This window comes from Bacillus sp. N6 (genome assembly GCF_052805735.1).
Genome location: NZ_CM127843.1, coordinates 2,587,769 through 2,607,310, shown reverse-complemented (window position 1 = coordinate 2,607,310; position 19,542 = coordinate 2,587,769). Strand labels below are relative to the sequence as shown.

At 32.6% G+C, this 19,542-nt stretch carries 16 protein-coding genes, 3 pseudogenes and 1 riboswitch; of the genes and pseudogenes, 8 read left to right on the top strand and 11 right to left on the bottom strand.

All coding sequences use genetic code 11. From position 1 onward, the window contains the following. Nucleotides 1-50: 50 nt before the first annotated feature. Both ACUXVC_RS13315 and ACUXVC_RS13310 read right to left on the bottom strand, forming a co-directional pair. On the bottom strand, nt 51-851 hold the full coding sequence (locus ACUXVC_RS13315) for a C1 family peptidase (RefSeq protein WP_000097509.1): 801 nt from the start codon (nt 849-851) through the stop codon (nt 51-53). Nucleotides 852-1,215: 364 nt separating this feature from the next. After that, a complete protein-coding gene (locus tag ACUXVC_RS13310) occupies nt 1,216-1,347 on the bottom strand; it encodes a DUF3983 domain-containing protein (protein ID WP_114556335.1) in 132 nt (43 codons plus the stop codon). Nucleotides 1,348-1,583: 236 nt separating this feature from the next. On the opposite strand from ACUXVC_RS13310, the gene ACUXVC_RS13305 reads away from it, so the two are divergent. Next, nucleotides 1,584-1,799: a spore germination protein gene (locus ACUXVC_RS13305; RefSeq protein WP_001139345.1), complete on the top strand. Its 216-nt coding sequence runs from the start codon at nt 1,584-1,586 to the stop codon at nt 1,797-1,799. A gap of 886 nt (nt 1,800-2,685) precedes the next feature. Here ACUXVC_RS13305 and ACUXVC_RS13300 read toward each other — a convergent pair. Next, nucleotides 2,686-3,054 (bottom strand): DUF3888 domain-containing protein, encoded by a 369-nt coding sequence (locus tag ACUXVC_RS13300; protein WP_089171139.1) that lies wholly within the window; start codon nt 3,052-3,054, stop codon nt 2,686-2,688. Between the two features lie 611 nt (nt 3,055-3,665). Between ACUXVC_RS13300 and ACUXVC_RS13295 the strand changes: the two are divergent. From ACUXVC_RS13295 to ACUXVC_RS13280, 4 genes and pseudogenes are all read left to right on the top strand, one after another. After that, nucleotides 3,666-4,273: pseudogene (locus tag ACUXVC_RS13295) on the top strand (DUF998 domain-containing protein). Nucleotides 4,274-4,879: 606 nt separating this feature from the next. Next, the gene (locus ACUXVC_RS13290; protein ID WP_001109248.1) at nt 4,880-5,344 is read left to right on the top strand and encodes a hypothetical protein; all 465 of its coding nucleotides are present in this window, start codon (nt 4,880-4,882) and stop codon (nt 5,342-5,344) included. 301 nt (nt 5,345-5,645) lie between these two features. Further along, the gene (locus tag ACUXVC_RS13285; RefSeq protein WP_144465208.1) at nt 5,646-6,053 is read left to right on the top strand and encodes a DUF4870 domain-containing protein; all 408 of its coding nucleotides are present in this window, start codon (nt 5,646-5,648) and stop codon (nt 6,051-6,053) included. Between the two features lie 353 nt (nt 6,054-6,406). Next, complete coding sequence (locus ACUXVC_RS13280; protein ID WP_446026140.1) at nt 6,407-8,404, top strand: YVTN family beta-propeller repeat protein; 1,998 nt, start codon at nt 6,407-6,409, stop codon at nt 8,402-8,404. Nucleotides 8,405-8,708: 304 nt separating this feature from the next. On the opposite strand, the pseudogene ACUXVC_RS13275 reads toward ACUXVC_RS13280, so the two are convergent. After that, nucleotides 8,709-8,822: pseudogene (locus ACUXVC_RS13275) on the bottom strand (DUF3954 domain-containing protein). 196 nt (nt 8,823-9,018) lie between these two features. On the opposite strand from ACUXVC_RS13275, the pseudogene ACUXVC_RS13270 reads away from it, so the two are divergent. Beyond that, nucleotides 9,019-9,324: pseudogene (locus ACUXVC_RS13270) on the top strand (tyrosine-type recombinase/integrase); the annotation flags it as partial. A gap of 136 nt (nt 9,325-9,460) precedes the next feature. Continuing rightward, complete coding sequence (locus tag ACUXVC_RS13265; protein ID WP_446026139.1) at nt 9,461-10,729, top strand: LytS/YhcK type 5TM receptor domain-containing protein; 1,269 nt, start codon at nt 9,461-9,463, stop codon at nt 10,727-10,729. 92 nt (nt 10,730-10,821) lie between these two features. On the opposite strand, the gene ACUXVC_RS13260 is transcribed toward ACUXVC_RS13265, so the two are convergent. From ACUXVC_RS13260 to ACUXVC_RS13245, 4 genes are all read right to left on the bottom strand, one after another. Next, nucleotides 10,822-10,929, bottom strand: a complete 108-nt coding sequence (locus ACUXVC_RS13260; protein WP_000120182.1) for a YjcZ family sporulation protein — start codon at nt 10,927-10,929, stop codon at nt 10,822-10,824. Between the two features lie 136 nt (nt 10,930-11,065). Beyond that, the gene (locus ACUXVC_RS13255) at nt 11,066-11,866 is read right to left on the bottom strand and encodes an energy-coupling factor transporter transmembrane component T family protein (RefSeq protein WP_446026138.1); all 801 of its coding nucleotides are present in this window, start codon (nt 11,864-11,866) and stop codon (nt 11,066-11,068) included. Further along, on the bottom strand, nt 11,859-13,559 hold the full coding sequence (locus ACUXVC_RS13250) for an ABC transporter ATP-binding protein (protein ID WP_446026137.1): 1,701 nt from the start codon (nt 13,557-13,559) through the stop codon (nt 11,859-11,861). The genes ACUXVC_RS13255 and ACUXVC_RS13250 overlap by 8 nt, the downstream gene beginning before the upstream one ends. Nucleotides 13,560-13,569: 10 nt before the next feature. Beyond that, entirely contained in the window at nt 13,570-14,118 is a 549-nt protein-coding gene (locus tag ACUXVC_RS13245; protein WP_095690805.1) for an ECF-type riboflavin transporter substrate-binding protein, read from the bottom strand. Between the two features lie 139 nt (nt 14,119-14,257). After that, nucleotides 14,258-14,373: riboswitch (SAM riboswitch) on the bottom strand. 153 nt (nt 14,374-14,526) lie between these two features. On the opposite strand from ACUXVC_RS13245, the gene ACUXVC_RS13240 reads away from it, so the two are divergent. Then, entirely contained in the window at nt 14,527-15,207 is a 681-nt protein-coding gene (locus tag ACUXVC_RS13240) for an aspartate/glutamate racemase family protein (protein WP_089171132.1), read from the top strand. 91 nt (nt 15,208-15,298) lie between these two features. On the opposite strand, the gene ACUXVC_RS13235 is transcribed toward ACUXVC_RS13240, so the two are convergent. The 3 genes from ACUXVC_RS13235 to ACUXVC_RS13225 all read right to left on the bottom strand — a co-directional run bounded on the left by ACUXVC_RS13235 (nt 15,299) and on the right by ACUXVC_RS13225 (nt 19,478). Then, nucleotides 15,299-16,486 (bottom strand): macrolide family glycosyltransferase, encoded by a 1,188-nt coding sequence (locus tag ACUXVC_RS13235; RefSeq protein ID WP_446026136.1) that lies wholly within the window; start codon nt 16,484-16,486, stop codon nt 15,299-15,301. Between the two features lie 258 nt (nt 16,487-16,744). Next, nucleotides 16,745-17,275, bottom strand: coding sequence for a signal peptidase I (gene lepB / locus ACUXVC_RS13230; RefSeq protein WP_446026135.1), 531 nt, complete (start codon nt 17,273-17,275; stop codon nt 16,745-16,747). Nucleotides 17,276-17,351: 76 nt separating this feature from the next. Further along, entirely contained in the window at nt 17,352-19,478 is a 2,127-nt protein-coding gene (locus ACUXVC_RS13225) for a peptidoglycan D,D-transpeptidase FtsI family protein (protein ID WP_446026134.1), read from the bottom strand. Between the last annotated feature and the right edge of the window lie 64 nt (nt 19,479-19,542).

Here is a 19,542-nt window from a genome sequence, read left to right as displayed (position 1 = left end):
TAACACGTATAACGTGTTTTGTAGTTTCCATACTTCCATCGCTTTTCTAATTAACGACCTGTCCACATATCTTGCACAATTCCATTTTTAAATAATTCATATGGGAAATAACAATATCCTTTATCTCCCCAGTCTTCTCCCCAGCTGTTGCGAATAATAACCGTTTGCTTATCATCATCATATCCAACAGCACAAACAGCATGTCCTGCTGGCTGACCATCTTCAACAATTACATCATCTGTTCCTGATACTGGAACTATACCAGTCTTTTTCACTTCTTCTGACATAAAAGATTTTGGTACAGCAAATCCAAGTACAGCAACTAATCCATGAGCAAGTGCAGCCTTTAATCCCGATAAATCTTGAATACGATGGTAGGTTCCAATTTTATAAAGTGCAGCATCTGATTCAGCCTTTGGTGATGGCTTATCTCTAAAATTCTCGGTATAAGGAAAATCCTCTTCAGGGCATACTCCAATATTTTTAAGAACCCCCATACCATCACGAACATTCGCTCCACTATCTTCCTGAATATGTCCTTCTATTTCTCGTTCATGATAATATAAAAACAAACGAGATAAGCAAGTAAATGGACGACCTGATTGTAATAATAGATATTCTCGTAACCCTGAAACAATTGCATTTGCCGTACAAGAACCTATATTCCATTGGTTTACTATACCTGACATTTTAGGACGAAGATCGACTTGCGTTGGCAAATCCGCCTCATTACTAAACAAGTAACTCCGAAACATTTTGTCTCTTAAATCAACAGGGTCTTTTCTTACATTAAGGTACTTTACAATATCTTTGTTACTGGTAAAACTGAAATTTGATTCATTTGAACTCATTGTAAAAATCCATCCTTTCTTAATATCTAGATAATTCATTTCTTCTCTATACTTAACTTAAAAATTAAAAATATACCTATTTAATTTTTATTTCATTTGCATTCAATACATCCGTATGTTTAATTATTTATCTTTTTACTTATCAATTTCTATTTTCAATTTATCTCACAATTACTTGAACTCTATATCTTTTTTTCTTTCTTGTTTGATTCAATTGCTTTTGCCACTCACGTAATTAGTCTTGTAGTGCCCTCATATTTTCCTATCTCCCCCTTCCAAAATAAAAAGGACACCAATTCATTAAAACAACTTGAATTGCTGCTTTAATGAATTGGTGTCCTCTAGTTTTCTAGCCGGACTATATTTATTTCATTATACTTGTCTGTATAAAAAGATTCCTCCAAGCTTTATCTATTCTGTCTTTCTCATATTTTTGTATAACCTTTGTCCAACGAGCAATTGCTTTTTTTAGTTTCTTTTTCTTTAAATTATCCAATCCTCTCACTCCTTCTTATAAAACAGTTTTTTCCATTCCAGGCGTTTTCATTAATTTAATACCTTCTTACATTCAAAAAGCGGCTCAAATGTGAATTGTACCTATATAATTTCAAAAGGATTATTTTATTAGATTTTCAATTAAACCTCATTTCAAAATTCTCAGTTTCAGATGAACCACTAGACGCATACACCATATACTAATTTAAATGCTTCCTAGGAAAGAAGGTGAAAGCTATGCCATCTATTGTCGGAAATATGGTTGTGCAAAATAGTAACGGTTCTTTCAACTTAGGTGATTTTTATAACGTTTCTCCAAAAGAAAATACAAAAGCTTATAATGGTTCAGGTTCATCTAACGTTGCTTTTGTTCTCAATACATTTAACGGTGTTAGTGCAACAAACACATTTGATTCTGATGTTGCAGACCAAAACCAAGTTGGAACAGTCTAAATTTATTCATTTTCCTCTAACTCTTGAATAAAACCCAATATTCCGTTAATAATGTATATACAGTTTCTGATTTCCCTTCATACCCGAAGGCTGAGTAGCTAGTTTTTACTAGCTGCTCTTTTTATGTTTCACACGAATAAAATTCTATATTTCACCGATACTATATAGGACTGTAAAAAGTCAGCTTTAAATTCTTCCCACTCTAGCTCTCTTGGTCGAGGGTTGAGCAGTTGGCTCTTGCTAGCTGCTCTTTTATTTGGTTACTGCTTCTGTTTCTTAAAGAGATTCTTTAACTATATTTAACTAATAAGGACAAATTCTTTAATCCGTCTCGAATAAAATAAATAATTTGGCATATAATATCTATGCATCTAGATTATTACCTCTGTATGGAGCAGTTAGGCTGGGCTAACCGCTCTTTTATTGAATAAATTTCTAAAAAGTGTTAACAATATAAGTACACCAAGGTTGAATACGAATGACCATTTCGTTCTTCTTATTCACCAGGATAGTTAGCTTTTGCTAGCTGTCTTTTTTTAGTTTATCCAAATAAAATTTTTAATTATGTACGATACTATAAATGGGCTGATACAGCTTGAATTCACATTGACATCTGTAATGTTCTTTTTCCTTTCTCTGAGGACTGAGCGGTTAACCTTCGTTAACTGCTCTTTTGTATTAAGTTGATAATAAATTTTAGGTCGTATTTCTCTTCTATACCATATACTTTTTAAGTATCCAACTCAAAGTGTTACCTCCTATCTGAAAGGGCACTGATGCATGGTGCTCTTTTTTTAATTTCTTTATTTCTACAAAATGAAATTTTTATAACATTTTTTAGTTCAAATATCCTTTCCATCAATGTACGAACAATATTACTTCTTCTTTAAGCATCTTTATGAACAAAATTTATAACCTTTACTCCACTTGGATTTATATTAAAAGTAATAGTTTCTATGCCATTCGGAGGGTTATGAGCTCCTATATAAGTTTTATATTGAACTGTAACAATAAAATTAAAGTTTTCTTCTGGGAAACGTTCAATTTTTATAATTTTTGTGTCCGTCAAACTATACTGATGATCTGGTCCAAGCTTCCTTCTGATAACTTGACTTGCATATGGTGCTAATAAAGTATTATAAGAATCATAAAACTCTTGATTATCAATATTAAACGCTTTGGTATCTAACGGATTTAAAAATAAAACTACCATAATAATTCCCAAAAACAAACTAACCACTTTTCTTTTCAACATATACTCATCCTTAATTCATTTAGATATCCGTTAAGCTCCCCAGCATAAGAGATGACTATTCTTCATCCTTATCTAACTTCTTTTTATTTAAATAACGTTTTTGTTAAAATTTTACTTAAACCTTATTCATTCATGGTATAATCTGGATTATTTATTTTTCCAAGAAAGGCTAAAGTAATGAGAAAATAATTCGGTTTCATTTCAAATTTGTTAACTATTATCGTATTTTTTACCTTTTATAGTGATAGTAATTTAATTTATTTAATATTTGTATCACTGGTTTTAATTATTTTCGCTCCAAAAGGTACATCAAAAAAAGTCGTTATAACTAGTATAATAATTTCGTGTATTTTTTACCCTCTCATATTCGGCCTGCTTTTTATAATTGGTTGAGGATTAGCAGCATCAAAACTAAACTAATCCCTTTTTCTCAAATAACGATTTTGTTAAGTTATACCCCATCCATTTTTCATACGTCTTTCCGCTAAACACATTTGTCTAGAAAACCCTATATTATTAAAAATGGTTATCGACTCTCAACTTGAAATTTTTCACTTTTGATAATGCAACCACCTACAACGGAAATATACCTTTTTCAAAGGAGGCATCTAATGTATATATCAAATAGGATTGGCTTATTTAGTTGGATTGCAACTTGCCTATACTTTTTAATTGAACCTTTCTTTATTTTCACTTCTACAGCATCTTATAACTATTTGCATCATGCAATGAGTGATCTAGGTGTAACAACCTGTGGAGAATTCACCTACGAAATAGCTCCTTATGAAATATGCTCCCCTAATCACTTTTGGATGAATTTACTCTTTATTCTTAATGGAATAACATTTTGTATTGGAGTACTATATATTTCACAACATCTAGAAAAAACAAAAATTAATAAAATAGCAACATTTTTATAATTATAATAGGAGTTTCCACTATAGTCTCAGGATTAATTCCTGCAGATGTAAACCTAATTGGACATTCTATTCTAGTTTGGATAGGTATGCTTACTGTATTTCCAGGACTATTTATTTTTGCAAAGAATCTTAAAAAAACTAGAAAATGGACATATTTCTGCTTACTAAACTTAATAGTAATAACAATCATTATCTCACTTGTTTTTCTTTTCCCCTTACCTGCAGGTCTACTACAAAGACTTTTTTACTTGGTTCTTTTCGTTTGGGGAACTGTATCAACCTACAAATTAATAAAATAAAGATTTCATTAAAACTTTTCACCTTTTAACTGGACAAGCATATAGTATTGTATGGAGATATCCACTCATAGAAATCTACCTTTCTTGTCCAAGAGCATGCTTATATGCGTGCTCTTTTTGATTGCATTTAAAGATTTCACATTCATTAGAAATGTACATACAATAATCATGATCATCTCATTATTAATCTTTTGGTATCCTTCTCGATACACATCTTGGTCATGGAGCATCTTAAAAAGCGCTCTTTATATTTGTTAATAAATAACCATTTTGTTCAAACATACACACGGTATATATTAGTTAAGCATATATTTACATAGACAAGACATAACTTTTTTAAACATGCACAATTTTTGTGCATGTTTTTTTATTTAACAAAATAACTATTTTATTATGTTTCCTAACTTACAGTAATGTCCTTAAAAAACATTCATATATATTTATCAGATGCACTTTTAAATTCCAGAGTATCAAATACTTTTAAAAGTTAACTGACCAACAATATTCGACTTATCTTTAAAAACTTATTAAAAATCACTTAGATACAAAAAAGCTACGTTTTATATAGGATAAAAAATTATCTTACGCAAAGGAGCTTGATTATTTGTGAATTACCAAAATGATAATAACTCTAACATTCACAAACCTTGCACTTGTCCATCCCCCACGGCTAACAGTTTAAATGTTGTTCAAACTACCCCATCAATAGTCTCGGTAAATTCTGCGATTCCACTAGATACCGTGGTAAATTCTAATGGTACGGCAATCTCATTTACACCACCAACAACTGTTTTACTTGAAGGTGGAAGAACCTATTTGGCAATCTATGAAGTGCAAGTTATCATTCAACCAGGAGGTAATTCGGCAGGTATCACTATGTATCTTAATAATAATCCAATCATTGGCTCTGGTACTTCTCTGGGATATACTGCAGGATTCACTTCTGTATCAGCACCCGCTATTTTCACTACACCTTTAGGTATAACAAGTACTCTTACTGTTAATGTAGGACCATATTCTAATACATTAAATACATTGGGCTTAACTCTTGCTGTTGTAGCATTAACATAATAAAATGGAAAACTCTCTAAAATGATTTTATTTATCCCTTAACTGTCTATTGGGCTAGCCTCTAAGAACTCCACATAACTACATACAGAAAAAGAACATTATTTGGTTCCATAGTACTAGGTGACTCGGCTAGCACAATTGCTGAGTCACCTATTTATCTATAATAAAATAAAGCTTTTGTTTAATTTATTACTTGTTCTTTTTTATGCATTATTCTATTACAATCCATTTTCATGTTATAATTACCAACAGTACATATTTTAATAGGCACAACAAATCTCATAAATATAGGAGGACCTTAATGATCCTAACTCAAGAAAAGAACATAAAATTAATTATGCATTTTCTTACATTATTATCTTTTTTTATTCTTATTTTCTTTAGTGTCACAATTTTTTATATACCTTTGGTTTTCTATTTTGTATGCAAATCACAAAACATTCGGAAAAATATCGTTGAAGCTGTTTTTTACCAACTATTCATTTGGATAATTACAGTAATTTGGAATCTTTTCATAATAAGAATCTTAATGCTATTTTGGTCTAATTTAGACTTGGCTTCAAATAACACTTTAATTATTTTCGGGGTAGCTCCTTTATATCTAATACTGTTTCTCTTGTTAATTTTTGGACCTATAAAAGGAATTTTATATGTGCTACAAGAAAAAGACTTTCATTATCCTATTATTTCTAAATGGATTAACAAATAAAAATACGTGTAGAAGAATTCAGAGTTTCACTGAATTCTTTTTTTATGGATCTTTCAAAATCTTTTACAACTTCCTTCATTCCTTCTTTTTAATAAACTTCAACTTTTATTACAATAACGCTTTTTTAAAATACAATCGTTTTTCTATAAACTTTGTAACCTTCATTTCCTTTCCTATGATTACAATTTCCTCCTAGCAACCAAGTATTGGCTATATCCCCCATATGAACACCTCAATTTTATTGGCATATACTTTGAAGGAAAAAACATTTCAATTAAACATATACCTACAAATTCAGTTGCTAATAATTTACCAAAAATTACTTAACATTTAATTTTTTAAAGGAGGTATTTATGAGATATAATCGAAAATCAAATTCGTGTGATAAATTTCAGCAACCCTGCTTTGTTTCTATATCCCCTTGTGATCAAAGTAATTGCTGTACACCTGTTTTTTTCTCGAATGCTCAACAACAAGAATTATTGCAAATAATAAATCAATTAAATCAAGCCATCCTTTCTTTTTTCACAACACCAAATCCAACAACTATACAAATACTCCAATCAGCATTACAGGCATTAAATGATTTATTAATAGCAGTACAACCAAATACACCAAATAGAAATTTAGTTATAAGAACTATAAATCAATTAATTAATTCTTTACCTACCGCATCTCTCACTCAAATCTCAGCATTATTCCAATTTCTATTCCAAAGCTTGTCTTCACTTATAAGTTGTTCAAATATATCGGACCCCTTATTACAGCAAACATTCAACTTAATTTTACAAGGAATCTTAAATAGTTCGCTATTAAGTAACATCGGAACACCGGGGCCGACTGGAGCCACTGGACCTAGAGGATTTCCTGGACCTAGAGGCGCTCAGGGTTCTCAAGGTGTGCAAGGAATTCAGGGGCCTGAAGGACCAGAAGGACCGGAAGGACCTCAAGGTGTGCAAGGGATTCAGGGACCGGAAGGGCCTGAAGGGCCTCAAGGACCTCAAGGTGTAGAAGGAATTCAGGGGCCTGAAGGACCAGAAGGACCGGAAGGACCTCAAGGTGTACAAGGGATTCAAGGACCACCAGGACCACCTGGGCCTACTGGTTCAGGGACCGGAATGGGAATTCCTGGACCACCGGGACCTACTGGGCCTCAGGGTATCCAAGGGATTCAAGGACCACCAGGACCGGAAGGGCCCACTGGACCTCAGGGTGTACAAGGAATTCAAGGGCCGGAAGGACCGGAAGGAGCCACTGGACTTCAGGGTGTGCCAGGAATTCAAGGGCCGGAAGGACCACCGGGACCTACTGGACCTCAAGGTGTGCAAGGTATTCAAGGACCTGAAGGACCACCAGGACCTACTGGAGATTGTGATTGTCCACCGGGACCTACTGGACCTACTGGACCGACCGGACCGACCGGGCCAACCGGACCTGCATGTAATTTCCTAGTATATGCTACAAATGCAGGACTCATAGATGACCCTACAAATGATACAGTATCTGTAATTAACACCGGAACAAATATAGTAGTTGATACAATTACTGTAGGTAATGCACCACTTGAAGTAACAGTTTCACCAAATGGAGCTCGTGCTTATGTTACTAATATTTTTTCTAATACCGTTTCCGTTATTGATACTGCTACGAATACTGTTATCGCTACCATTCCTGTTGGAACTAATCCAATAGGTGTAGCTGTTTCTCCAAATAACACAACTGTTTATGTTGGAAATCATGGTAATAATACGGTTTCTGTCATTAATGCGGCAACAAACACAGTTATTAATACTATTCCTGTTGGCATCGCTCCACAAGGGATTACTGTTTCCCCAAATGGTGCCTTTGCATATGTTGCAAACGAATTAAGCAACACAATTTCTGTCATTAATACTGCTACCAACACAGTTATTGCTACCATCCCTGTTGGTATTCGTCCTAGAATAATCGTGTTTACACTAGATGGTACTCGTGCGTATGTCACAAATCAAAACAGCAATACGGTTTCTGTTATTAACACCGCTACCAATGCAGTTATTAATACAATTAACGTAGGTACCGAACCTGTTGGCATAGATATTACACCGGGTGGAAACCTTATTTACGTTGTAAATAAAGTTAGCAATAATGTATCTGTAATAAATGTGGCGACAAATACTGTGATTGATACAATTTCTGTTGGTTTATCCCCTGATCAAGTAACCATCATACCTGATGGCACTCGAGCATATGTTACAAATCAAGCTAGTAATACTGTTTCTGTTATTGATATTGCTACGAATACTGTTATCACTAATGTCCCAGTAGGTGTCGCTCCAACCGGAATAGCTACTGGAACTATTTGTGAATAAAATAAAGAAGTGCTAGCTGTTGTTAGCTGATCTCTTTCTATAAAACCCAAATCACATACCAATTAATTTACTAACATTGAATTTTTTAGAATTTAATAATAATAATATTCACCTATAAAACCATTACCCTTATACAAAGAGCTATGAGCCCTTCCACTCATGACTCTTTTTTTTACGATTTTCACTTCACATCTACGCGATTTTGACTAGCTTCTCGACTAAATCCGTCTGGGTATCTTTCTAAAAATAATCATTTTATCTTTTCAGTAAACTTAGTATCTACACGATCAACCTTACCGTTTATCTAAACCGCGACTTGCTCACCAAATCCGCTCATTGGTGGATTGACTACTGTTACATTTTCGTCCTAAACTATTAAAAGTTTGTTGCTACTAACATCAATTTCTACTTTTTTCATATGTCCATCTACCTTTTACTACCACATGTACTCAACAACATCAGTTTTAAAAGCCACTTCCCAAATAAACTCTTACTGGAATTACTACACGACCTAGCTCGTCCACTTTTCTTGAAACACCTGTTTTTTCATACCTTACTTTCCTTTAGTATTTTTATATTTATTTAGAATCTCATGCAAACGTTTCTTATTACCAATCAGTTCTGCTTATCAAGATTTAGATTTAATTAATTGTAATAAATCAGGTGGGGGGTTATGCAGAAATGCTTTCAAGGAAAAATTTTATAAGGAAATAAAAAATGCAGCAGTGAAAAAAATTAAAACTCATAATTTAAGACATACACACGCAACTATACTATTGAAACAAGGAGTTAACCCTAAAATTATCAGTGAGAGATTAGGTCATACTGACATTTCATTAACTCTTAGTATTTATTCTCATGTTTTACCGAACATACAGGAAGAAGGAGTAAAAAATTTTGGTAAAAGTATCATTGGATAGTTAACGTTTGCAAACTGTTTGTATTTTATAACAAAAAGCCAAACAAATCTTGTATTAACAAGGTTTATTCACTTTAACATATGTTATCATGTATAATACATATGTTAAGTAAATTTTGAATAACGAGGCAAATATTATGGACTTTGTTTATATTAATCAAAACGTATTAAATAATCTTCTATACATTTTATGTAGTATATTTGTTTTTTATTTCATATATGATAGCAGGCATTATTTGAAAAAATACAAAATATTACTGATTACCCTTTGTTCTAGTATCCCGCTTATTTTATGTATGCGATACCCTATCTATATGGATGAAAGTTGTATTCATGATTTAAGACAAATTCCGGTCATAATAGGTACGCTTTATGGTGGATTCCCTGTCGGTATCATATTGTTTACAATTTTATTAATTACAAGATTTATATTTTATGGCTTTAATATGCTGACAGTCGTTGTTTACGGAATAATGTTCATCATTACAGCACTCGCATCTTCAAAATTTAATACATATAATAGAAAGCTTAAAGTAGCTTTTTCCATGTTTTTAACCTTTTTCCTAGCAATATTTACAACTGTAATTGTATTAACTTTATCAGATTTTGAAGTGAATAATTTGTATATTATTTATTTCATGGTATTACCGACTACTTTAATGTTATTTATTGTTTATATAAATGAAGTTATAAAAGATGCTGTATTAATGCGCTCAAAATTAATTAAAATGGAAAAAATGGAGATTGTTAGCCAACTCGCTGCAAGTATATCGCACGAAGTAAGGAATCCTTTAACGGTTGTAAAAGGATTTACACAGCTTTTAAAAACACCAAATTTAACTCCTGAATCAAGAGACGAATATATTAAACATATACTTGAAGAGTTAAATCGTGCCCAAGAAATTATCGATGATTACTTAACGTTTGCCAAACCTGCTCCAGAAAAATCAGATCAAATTTCAGTAAAACAAGAGTTAAATCGAGTTATTAATATGATATTGCCATTGTGTAATATGAATACGATACATATTACACAGGATTTTTCTGAGGCAACCATTGTTGGTAATAAACAGCACTTTCAACAATGTTTTTTAAACTTAATAAAAAACAGTATTGAAGCAATGCCTAATGGTGGTACCTTAAATATTTCCTCATCTATCAATAATAGTAAAGTTGAAATACGAATTGAAGATAGCGGAGTTGGAATGTCACAGGAGCAAATACATCGATTCGGTGAACCGTATTTTAGTACAAAAACAAAAGGAACTGGTTTAGGTACGATGGTTGCTGTTAAGATTATTGAGACGATGCATGGAAGTTTAAAAATCCGAAGTATCGTTAGTAAAGGAACGACTTTAACGATTACGTTCCCGAAATATAGTAAGCATACGCATTTAAACAAATAAAAAAGGAGCATAGTTGCTCCTTTTTTATTTGTTTCGATACATAAGTATCTTCAATGTTTTTTTAGTTTACATTTGTTAAGACTAATTAAAAATTAGTATCCTCCGCCCCAGCAGCTGCATCCTACAATTATTAATAGAATGAATAACACAACTAATAAAGCGAAACCTCCACCAAAACCACAAGAACCACCGTAACTCATATTTTCTCCTCCTTTTGGTTTGAAAACTAATAGGTAGTTGATCATTTTAACTGGTTCGTATTATACATTATGTGTATATCCCTTTTTTGAGCATGTCTACATAAAAATAAGTAAAAGCACTCGTTTAAAGAGTGCTTTAAAATGGATACCAAAAGTTTTGAAATACGTTTAATTTTAAATATACCGCAACAATGAATATGAAAACACCGGCAAATAAAGCGATGAAATCTTCACGTTTCGCCTTACTTGTATAAAACCATGTACGTTTATCCTTCTTTCCAAATCCTCTTAAATCCATTGCATTTGAAACCGTATCTATTCTTTCTAGAGAATGAATGATTAGTGGCCAGAAAATTAAAACACGGTTCTTCATACGAACCCATAAACTTGCTTCTCCTTTTTCAAAAGCCACTCCTCTCGCTTCTTGCGCGTGTTTAATAATTTTATACTCAGACTGGATGTCAGGAATATAACGTAGTGCAATATTTATTGCATATGTAATCTTATAATGGATACCAAGTTTACTTAAACTACTTACAAATTCGCTTGGATCTGTCGTGTATATAAAAAGAAGTGTAAATGGTAATAACGTAAAATACTTTAATGAAAGTGTAGCTGCATAAAATAATGTTTCATATGTAATCGTTGCATATCCAATATGTAAAAACGAGGTATATGATTCAGTTAATTCAGATCCATGAGTTGGTGTAATAAATAAAATCATGACAGAGTTTAATAAACTAAATGTAAATATGACACTAAAAACAATTAAAATTTTATGAAATGGAATTTTAGCAATGCTGAGTCCGATACACCCGATGATAAATAGTATTAGCAACACCCGAAAATCAAAAAACAAAAAAGTAAGCGTCATACAAAAAATAAATAAAAACAATTTCACTACCCCATCCATACGTTGAAAATATGTACTATGCACCTTCCTCCCTCCTATTACTATCTAAATAAAGTTCCATAAATTTTTCCGGACATGCAATCCCACTAAATTTAACAAGCTTGGTTAAAGAACTCTCTCTTAAGTTAGCTATTTGTAACGTTTCTTGATCACCAAATACATTAGACACTGTATTATCCGCAATAATTTTCCCTTCATGTAGAACTACTGCACGGTCTGCATATTCTAGTGCGAGATTCATATCGTGAGTGATAAAAATAAATGAAATACCCTTCTTAGCTAGTTTTTTAATAAACGACATAAATTGTTTATAATGATAATAATCTTGTCCCGCTGTCGGTTCATCTAATATGATAAGCTTAGGATTTGTTGTTAATACAGATGCGATTGTTAATCTCTTTTTTTGCCCATAGCTTAGTGCTTGAATTGGCCAATTACGAAATGGATATAAACCACAAATTTTTAAAGTTCCTTCTACTCTATTCTTAATTTCTTCCTTAGAAAAATTATGTAATGTTAATGTAAATGAAACTTCTTCAAAAACAGTAGGCTGTGTAATCATATGATTTGGATTTTGCATCACGTAAGATATGATTTCCCCACGTTTACGAATAGACCAAGAACTAATATTTTCACCTTCTAACAAGATTTTCCCATTTTTCATTTTGTTTATGCCTATAAGACTATGAGCTAATGTGGATTTCCCTGCTCCATTATGTCCCAACAGTGCCACAATTTCTCCTTCATATATTGAAAGGTTTACATTTTCTAATACTTTTTGTTTATTAGGGTATGAAAATGATAAATTCTCCACTTTAAGTAATTCCTTGTTTTTAGTATTACCTTTTAATATGACTTGTTTCTCCATCCACTCTTTTAGAACGTTACCTACCTTTTCTTTTTGAAGGTTTTCCATTGGATATATTACGTCATTATTACGATCAAAATGTAATCTCTTTAATGCTTCGATGTAAATAGGCTCTCTTAAGCCAATACGTGGCAATATATTTGACGCTAAGATTTCTTTTGGTGTTCCTATTGCAATGACTTTACCTTCATCAATTAATATAACTTTGTCTAAATCCAGCTTTAAAATTTCTTCTATCCTATGTTCGATAATAACAATCGTTTTATTATATTGCTCATGTATATCTTTCATAAGTTCTATCGTATGTACGGCGCTTAGTGGATCTAAGTTCGCTAACGGTTCATCGAACAATAATATATCCGCATTTGTTGTTAATAAACCAGCTAGAGAAACTGTTTGCTTTTGACCTCCTGATAATTCATGTGGACTTTGTTTATGAAACGTATGCATCTTCACCTTTCTTAATGAGTCCGAAACAATCTTTTTCATATCATCTTGCTTTACACATTCATTTTCTAAATAAAAAGCTACATCTTCTTCTACTGTCAGACCAATAAATTGAGCATCTTGATCTTGCAAAATTGTTCCTACCTGCTTACTTTGTTCAAAAATACTTCCTTCCCTCGGGTCTTTACCGGCAATTAAAACGTTACCTGTACTAGTCCCTTCGTAAGAAAATGGGATTAGCCCATTTATACAATGAGCTAATGTCGACTTTCCTGAACCACTTCGTCCAGCAATTAGTACTTTTTCCCCAGGGTATATATGAAAGGTAATATCACTTAAAGTAGGCTGCGCAGCATGCCCATATTGAAAGGTGAATTGTTCAAACGAAATAATTGGTTTCATGTTAACATCCCTACTTTTCAATTTTTAAATGTGTATGTTTCTTATTAGATTTTGTCAAGCCAATTGTAAGTGGCAATCCAACTACTAAGAAAACGATAACATCGGAAATTGTTGCTCCTAATACTTGTATAACAATTTTGTCAAATGGTTCTCCCATCACAATAATATCAAATGCCCCAGCAAATATAATAGCAATGACAATACCAACTAACCCAGTAATTGCTAAATAAGAAATATGCCCCTTGTTAAACGACCCGTTTTTCACACTAAAACCAACTCTTTTTTGAATAAGACCCATCGAAAAACCAATAATCCCTGAACTAATAACCCAGCCCCACCAAATCCCCCATCCAGCAATCGTATCTGTTACGGTATGACCGATAAGTCCGATTAAGAGTCCTGCCACTGGACCAAATAATGCTCCAAAAACAGTTAATATAGCTAATGCTGGTTTAATAAATGTATTCGGTGCAATAGAAAATCCCCAAAGTCCTAATATCCCGTATAATGCTGCTCCAATACCGATTGCTACTACTAACTTTGTTGATAATTTGTTCATTACAATTCCCCTCTCATATTAGTCAACTTTTATTACTCTATATTTAATTTAAAAATGAATTATGCATCTACACTCCCTTTCTATACAACAAAAAATGACCTCTTATATAAGAGGTCATTTTCTTTCACGTTCAAGAATCCTCTTATCTTTCAAAAAACACAACGTGTCCTCTGCGGAATTAGCACCTTCCTATAAAATTACATAGGGGTTGCTGAGGTTTCTTAGGGCCGTTCCCTCCACCTCTCTGGATAAGTATTAATTTGTAATTCGTATTATGGCACTAAAGAATGTAAATTTCAACACTTTTCTTACTATTTTTATTTTTTGTTAAATGGCGCATTTAAATCATTGTATTCTTATCGGAATTGTGAAATAATGAATTCAAAATCGTTTCGGGAGGAATGCATTATGAAAGTGATTGGTTTGATTGGAGGATTAAGTTGGGAATCTACATCATTATACTATAAACATATTAATACGCTTACACTCTCTCAATACGATCAAAATGCGAAGCTAATTTTATATAGTATGGACTTTGGTGAAGTAACTACTTTATTACAAAACCATCAATATGAAGAAGTGAAAAATGAACTAGTTACAGTTGCAAAGAAAGTTGAAAAATCTGGGGCTGAATGTTTATTAATGTGTTCAAATACTGTACATCTATTTGCTGAGGAGGTAGAACAAGCAATATCTATCCCGCTTCTTCACATTGGTGATGTAAGTGCTAAAAAAATGGTAGAACAGAATATAAAACGTATCGGACTATTAGGAACAAAACAAACGATGGAGCAAGATTTCTATAAATCACGATTAGCGAAATATAACATTGAGACAATTATCCCCAATGACGAGGAAAGAACTTTTATCCACCATGTCATATTAGATGAATTAAGTAGAGGGATCATTTCAGAAACATCTAAAGAAGAGTTATTACAAATTACAAAATCATTAATTCAAAATGGTGCTGAAGGTATATTATTAGGCTGCACTGAAATACCTTTACTCATCTCCCAAAATGATCTTACTGTTCCCGTTTTTGATACTGCTTTTTTACATGCAAATACTGCTGTGCAATTTGCTGGATAAGAATATACAAGCATAAAGGTGAGAACCTCTATGCTTGTATACAGTTACGACTATTTATCCCACTATTTATGGGCAGTAAAACCCCTTCCGATTAAAGTTTTACTTTATTTAAAAGAGATTCAATAACTGCAATTGCTTCTTTTGAACCACCACATTCTAAAAAGCTATCATTCAGTTTTCTTATACCATGTTTATACTTTTCATTTGAAAGAACATCTGTTACGGCCTCTTTTAAAGTGTGTACATTAACATGCTCTTTCAATAGTCTATGTGCCGCTTCAAGCTCAGTTAATCTTTGCGCTATCATTGGCTGGTCTTTATCATGCGGTATTATTACAAATGGGACATTATAATGAATTGCATCGTGTACGCTATTCATACCGCCATGTGTAATAAAAACATCTGCTTCATTTAATATTTCTGATTGAGGTACGTATGGAGCAATTATAAAATTATCTGGTGCTTTCTTAATTTTAGAAATATCATTTCTATCACCAATTGCCATTACAACTATCCCATCAAAATCTGAAAAAGTATCAATACAAGTATTAAAGAATGGTTCGAGTCCTTCAAGCAGTGTTCCCATTGAAATGTAAATAACTTTCTTTTCTTTAAGTGATTCCAGTGGAAACTTTATATTTGTTTTACGCTTTGAAATACTCGGTCCAATAAAAATGTTATTTTCCCCGAACGATTCGCTATTAGGTTGAAAATAACGACTTGTGTATACGAGACAAACATCACCCTTATTATTCATAAATTGAAGATTATTCTTTGGTTTTACTCCAAATTTATGTTCCATCTGATTTAGTAATTTTTCAGAGATTTCCTCTGGTTGGAATGGCATATCTGCATTTGGATGAAAAGGTAATGTCTTCAAAAATTCTGGCGGAATTAAAAATATAGGTGAGGACACTACACCTGGAACTTGTAAATACTCCTTTACTAACTCTCCTGCGCCAAATATATCATAAATTACGAAATCAAAATTTATACTTTCACATAATTGTTTCGTAATTTCTAATATATATAAAGAAGTTTGAACATGCACATGAAAGAAAGCATTTAATCCAGATGAAGTTTCAGCATCAATAGAAATCTCCTTTAATAGATCTGGATGAGTATGTACAGTAGCTCCTAAATCTTCAATTCTATCCTTAAAGTTTGCCGTTGTAATATAATGTACGTGATCCCCTCGTTCAGTAAAGGCTTTTACTAAATTTAATGTAGGGTTTACATGTCCCTCTGCTGGAAAATTAACCACTAAAATATTTAGCACTTATTCCTCACTCCTTATATTTCACTGTTTTAATTAAGCATACTGTTATTTGTACATGTAATCGTCCCCTAATAGTCCTAAAGTGCTTGTTACATTATGTTGATAAATAATTTTCAGTCATCAACATAAAAAAAGCATCTACCTATGTAGATGCCTAACCGTGATAAGGAGTGTTCTGTGAGGTTAGAACAAGCTTTTCTGCTTGTCCTATGCTATCAATATATGATTTATTTTATAAAATGTGAATCGTTAATAGAATTATTTTATCCATTTTATATGATCAAATGGATAAAATACCATTTCTACCTTACCTATTATATTTGACTCATCAATAAGTCCAAGTGTATTCCTACTATCTTTACTATGATTACTATTATCACCTAACACAAATAATTTATGCGTAGGAACTTTTATTTCTCTAAAATTTGAAAAACGATTGGATACTTGTAACATATCTAAATGTATATACGACTCATCACGCTTTTTACCGTTAATATATACCTCAGCCTCTTTTAATTGTATATTATCCCCCGATAATCCAATAATTCGTTTCACATAGTAAGTAGGCTCGTCTTCTTTTTTTATGATGACAACATCCCCATGATGAAAAGACGATAAACAGACGTTTACCTTATTAACAAGTATATAATCTTTTTCATTTAAAGTAGGTTGCATCGAAATTCCTTCTACCATACAAAATAAAAATGACTTATTAATAAAAATAACCCCTATTATAATTAAGATGTAGCTACATATGTTCCTCCAATATTTTAGAATAAACAGCTTCATATATACCTCATTTCCAATCTATTCCCAGATAAAAACGCCTCTAGTTCACATGAATGCTAGAGACGTTTCGTCCATTTTAATTCTCTTTAGAGTTATCTGTTTTTGGCGCTTCACCAGTTAATCGCTTATTTTTCAAATCAAAATAAGCATCTAAAACTTCTTTTCCAATATCGGAGTTAATGCCCGATTTATCATTTTCAACCCACGGTACTACAACAGAAAATGCTACTTCTGGATCATCATATGGCGCATATCCAGCCAATGTTAAGTTATAACATTCTCTACGATCACCTTTCGCATTTCGCCCAACTTCATTTTCTCCACCATATACAGTTTGTGCGGTCCCTGTTTTACCAGCTGGTTTATATGGTGCTTTTTGGAACGCTCTTACTCCCGTTCCATCTCCTTCTTGAAATACTTTTCTAAATCCTTCTTTTACTTGATTAATATATTCTTGTTTCATATCGATTCTATTTAAAACAACGGGTTCTATTGATTGTACTACTTTACCAACCTCATCTTTTTGAACGGTTTGTTCTCTAATTTCTTGAACAATTTGCGGTTTCATTCGATACCCTCCATTTGCGATAGTCGAAATATATTGTGCAAGCTGAAGTGGTGTATACGTATCATATTGTCCAATAGAATAATCTAATAAGAAACCAGGCTGATTATCTTTTCTTCCAATTTGTCCTGCAGTTTCATTTGGTAAATCAATACCAGTTTGTACGCCTAATCCAAATTGCCTGAAATAATACCTCATTTTATCAAAATATTCTTGTTTAATATCTAGTGAACTATTTTTCACATAATCCACTCCAGCAATTTTTAATGCTATATTAAACATATAAACGTTTGAAGATACTTGTAACGCTCTTAGATCGTCTATATCACCAAAATTTTTCCAAGACTTCTTCTCCTTAGTTCCTTTAAACTTCATAGGTGCATCATAAAAATGTGTTCCAGGAGTTATTGCATTTGTTTCAAACCCTGTTAACACTGTCGCACCTTTAACCGTTGATCCAAGCTCATAAGAACTAGTCAGCGTGCCTAAAGCGTAATCTTCTACTTCCATTTTCCCATCTTTTTCTACAAGCTTTTTCCCAGCCATTGATAATACTTGACCATTTTTGGGATTCATCATTACTACGAAAGCACGGTCTAACATTGATTCTGATCCTTTATATTGTTTTAATATTTTTTCTATGCTCTCCTCTACTTTTTTTTGCAATTCCATATCTATTGTTAAAGTTAAATTTTTACCGCTTTTCCCTTCAGTAACAGTTTCCGTTCTAATAGTATTTCCTTGTTTATCAGCAATGCTTCTTACTTCTTTTTTTGTACCATGAAGTACATCTTCGTATTGCTGTTCGATATAACTTTTGCCGACCCTATCATTTCGACTATAATCACGCACTAAATAATAATCTAATCTTTCACGTGGCAATCCTTCATCAGCATTTGAAACGTTACCAAGGACAGAACGGAATAGACCATCATTTACATAGATTCTCTCCCAATCAACTGATGCATCTACCCCTGGGAGGTTCGCTAAATTTTCACTAATCACCGCATATTCCTGTTCACTAACGTCCTTTTTAATAATTTGAGGTGCCATTTGAAAACCTGAGGTCATTTTACTTTTAATAGCTAACACTTCTATATCTTTAGCTGTTAGTTCTTGAAGATTTTTATCTGTAACGCGCTTTCTTTTTAAATCTTCTATTTTCTTGTCTAGCTCTTTTCCGGTAATATCCTTATTTCGGAACTTATCTATTTCTTTTTTGGATACTAAGTCTTGAGCAAGTTCTGGATTTAATTGCATCCAAAAGTCTTTCTTATCAGTCTCAGTTAACTTATCAATATCTTCTTGTGGCATTTCAATAATGTCTGCAAGTTGTCTTGCTGATTTTAATATTTCTTCTTGTTTTACACCTTTCACCTTTGTATATGTAATCGTACGTAAAGACTTATTATCAACTACTGGATTTCCTTCACGATCAAATATTTTCCCACGTGGTACAGAAAGGCCCACGGTTGCATTTTCTCTCTTCTCTACTTCATTTTTATATGTTTCTCCATCAAAAATTTGCACTTTCCCTAACTGAATAATAATGCCAGAAAATAATAAAAATACACAAAGGAATAAAATATTTAACCGGAGAGGTACTACTCTACCACTTTTCTTCTCTTGCTTTTTCACCTTGTCATAATCTCCTCCTTACAATATTCCAAATAATAATCACATTTCTATATTAAAAGTAATG